Origin of the sequence: Nonomuraea sp. NPDC049649 (genome assembly GCF_040675175.1) — a bacterium.
GTDB lineage: Bacteria > Actinomycetota > Actinomycetes > Streptosporangiales > Streptosporangiaceae > Nonomuraea.
Genome location: NZ_JBFAOH010000087.1, coordinates 1 through 3,135 on the forward strand (window position 1 = coordinate 1; position 3,135 = coordinate 3,135).

3 protein-coding genes are annotated in these 3,135 nt (G+C 65.4%); all 3 read right to left on the reverse strand.

From position 1 onward, the window contains the following. Positions 1-427: 427 nt before the first annotated feature. The 3 genes from AB0J42_RS37460 to AB0J42_RS37470 are packed head-to-tail and all read right to left on the reverse strand — an operon-like array spanning position 428 to position 3,040. Positions 428-1,708 (reverse strand): site-specific integrase, encoded by a 1,281-nt coding sequence (locus tag AB0J42_RS37460; RefSeq protein ID WP_364303304.1) that lies wholly within the window; start codon positions 1,706-1,708, stop codon positions 428-430. Further along, a complete protein-coding gene (locus tag AB0J42_RS37465; RefSeq protein WP_364303306.1) occupies positions 1,708-1,890 on the reverse strand; it encodes a helix-turn-helix domain-containing protein in 183 nt (60 codons plus the stop codon). Before AB0J42_RS37465 ends, AB0J42_RS37460 begins: the two co-directional genes overlap by 1 nt. Then, on the reverse strand, positions 1,880-3,040 hold the full coding sequence (locus AB0J42_RS37470; protein ID WP_364303308.1) for a replication initiator: 1,161 nt from the start codon (positions 3,038-3,040) through the stop codon (positions 1,880-1,882). Before AB0J42_RS37470 ends, AB0J42_RS37465 begins: the two co-directional genes overlap by 11 nt. Positions 3,041-3,135 lie beyond the last annotated feature (95 nt).

The window sequence follows — 3,135 nt, forward strand, 5'->3', positions numbered from 1 at the left end:
TGGTCACAGTGGCGACGTCGGCATCAAGCCCGCGCCCGCCGCTGCCATTACCAGCGACAGCGACGAATCATCGATCACTAAATGCGGCTGGAGTACTAGCGGGTGGGAAATCCGTATAGGAGTGTATGACTGGGCGTTGCAGCCGATGCCTAAGGATGACCCGGGCACGCTCACCTGGAGTCTGCGCGGAAGGCCATCGTTCATCGTCACGCGTTCTCCCTATCGACCTACCCCTCAAAGCATCCACGAGCTCATACGATCCGATGATCGGGAAATTGGACGCCTTTAGATACCAGCCGGACTGGTAGGCAGTGCAAGCCAGTCCCTTGCGTCTTCCCAGGCGCTGGGGTGACATGCTGAGTGCGGCACTCCCGCCTTCCGGGATCTGCCGCACTTGGTTTCGTGGTGTTACTTCCGGCGATGCCGCTCAGCCGTTCAGGCTCTGGTTGAGTCTCTCAAGCGCTTTACGGGTCTCGGGGCTTGCGATCTGGGTGTAGACGTTCATGGTCACGCTGATCTGTGAGTGCCGGAGGATGCGCATCGCAACGCGTGGGTGGACGTCGAGGGCGGCCAGGAGCGAGGCGCAGGTGTGCCGGGTGTCGTGGACGCGGATGCGTGGGACACCGGCGTTCTTGCAGTGCGCTTCGAAGGCTCGGTTGAGGTTTCGCGGTTCGATGGGTGTGCCGTACCTCGTGGTGAACACCAGGTCCGAGTCCTTCCACTCGTCGCCGGCCTTCTCGCGCGCCTCGTCTTGTGACTCGCGACGTTGCTTCAGGGCCGAGACGCACAAGCCCAGGAGTGGGAGCGAGGCCGAGGAGTCGTCGGTCTTTGTCTTCTCGCGGAGCAGGAGTTGCCCACTGACTCTGGTGAGTTGGCGGGCGATGTGGAGTTCTTCGCCGTCGAGGTCTACGCAGTCCCAGGCCAGGCCGAGAACCTCACCACGGCGCAGGCCGAGGACGAGGATGAGCACGTACGCGGCATACAGCGGATCGTCCTGGACGTGCTCCAGGAAGCGACGGGCCTCGTCCACGCTCCAGACGACCTGTTGCCGCTTCTTCTTGGTCTTGCTCGCGCTGGGGAGGGTCGTCAGAGCTGCGACGTTCTTCGAGATCAGCTCCTCACGGATCGCGTGGCCGAGGGCGGCTCGCAGCGTGCGACGGATGCCGATGATGGTGTAGCGGGCCGGGTATGCCTTGCAGCACTTCCCGATGGCGCAGCATCGGCGCTTGGCCTCAGGGCGCTTGTGGTCCTTCTTCTGGTCGCAGCAGGTGCAGAGGGTGGGCAGGGTGTTGAGCCAGGCTTGCACCTCTCGGACGGTGAGCTTGTCGAGGCGCTTCTTGCCCAGGCCGGGGATGATGTACAGCCGCACGAGTGGTTCGTAGGCGACGTACGTGGTCGGCTCGCGGTTGGGCTCGACTACTTCAGCGAGCCAGCGTTTGAGGAACACGGCCACGGTCTCATGCTTGGTGGCCACCGGTCCCTTGCGGGCTTGTTCGTGGAGCTTGAGCCACTTCTCGTGGGTCTCCTCGCGGGTCTTTCCGTAGGCCCACTTGCGGGTGCGCTTGCCTTCTGGGGTGGTGACCCAGACGTATCCTGCCCAGCCGTTCTTGTACGGGAAGATCGAGCCCTCGTTGTTGGCGCGGGTGCGACGGCTCTTGCGCGGACGCTGGGGCTCCTCTGGGGAGGCGAGTGCGGTCTTGGCGGGCATCAGGCAACCTCCTCGCAGAGTCGGGTCACGTAGTCGTTCAGGGCGGTGGCGGGGATCCGGCGGCAGCGGGTGCCGACGAGGATTGAGCACAGTTCGCCGGAGCGGATGAGGTTGTAGAGCGTCCAGCGGCTGACCTTCAGCGCGGCCATGGCCTGCGGGACCGTGAGTAGCTCAGAGGTCATGTGCGCCTCCGAGGCGAGTGCCGGTGATGGCGGCGGCGAGGAGGGCGTCTCCGGCGGAGTGGCCCTTGCCGGCGTACTGCCATTCGCTGATGACGAGGACGGTGTCTTCGTCGAACAGGGGCAGGCGGCCGGTGGTGATGTCTTCGGTGCGGGCGTGGTGTTTGCGGTCGGCTCGGATGTCGCCGAGGGTGGTGGAGTAGTGGCGGGAGCGGGTGGAGAAGTGGCCGCGGAAGCCGAGCATGTGGGCCCAGTCGGCGAGGCGGAGGTCGGCGAGGTCTGGTTCTTTGCCGAGGTCTAGGCAGGTGGTGATGAGGCGGCGGGCGTGAGCGCGGAGGTTGTATGCCTCCAAGTCGTCCAGTGGGTTGATGCGGCGGTCGAGGGTGCCGACGCATTCAGCGGCTTTGGTGGCGTACTTGGCGATGTAGCCGGCTACGGCTTGGTCGGTGAGGTCGCCGTTCAGGGTGATGAGGCGGATGTCGAGTTGGTCGCCCCAGCGCAAGATGCGTTCTGGTTGGTCGGCGTAGGCCGGGGCTTTGGCTGTTACTGCTCTTGCTGCGTGCTGGATGGCTTGGGTGAGTGCGTCGGCGGTCGCCCAGGGTGGGGGTGGGGCTTCGGGGCCGCCGGGGCCGTCGAGGCGGATGACGGCGTGGAAGTGGACGACGCCGCGCCGTTGGTATTCGGCGACTTTGGCGAAGGAGAGGGTGAGGTGGTGGCGGAGGTCCTTGAGGAGGAGGCTGCCTTGTTTGGCGAGGTGGCGGCGTACGGAGTCGGCGAAGCGTTTCCACAGGAGTGGGGCCAGGGCGTTGAACAGGACGGTGCCGGTGTAGTCGTAGCAGTCGGGGCAGAGGGGTTCGCCGAGGCGGGGGTCGTCTTTGCTGTGGCGGGTGGTGCAGGACATGGTGCGGTCGTGTGGGCAGGTGGGTGCGTTGCGGCGGGGGTGGCAGGGCTGGGTTTTGCCGTTCTTCTCGTGGCGGGTGTGGACGGCTCCGAAGCTGGGTGCGGTCAGGGTGATGAACAAGGTTGGGTGGGTGGTGACGGTGTCCGGGACGCCTTTGCCGCCGACGAGGCCGGCGCGGATGAGGTGGTAGGTGTCGGCGCGGTAGGTCTCGGCGCAGGTGGGGCAGTGAGGTTCCCCCTGTAGCACGGACACCTGAGAGGGCGATTCGTGAGTTGATGCCCCTTTGATCGCTTGCGCTGCGTGAGGAGTGCTGGTCACGGGCTCGTTGCCGGATTACGGACGCGGCT

What these genes read in the sequence shown, in the direction of transcription:
- AB0J42_RS37460 (WP_364303304.1), bottom strand. Translation starts at nt 1,708, where the DNA reads ATGCCCGCCAAGACCGCACTCGCCTCCCCAGAGGAGCCCCAGCGTCCG.
- AB0J42_RS37465 (WP_364303306.1), bottom strand. Translation starts at nt 1,890, where the DNA reads ATGACCTCTGAGCTACTCACGGTCCCGCAGGCCATGGCCGCGCTGAAG.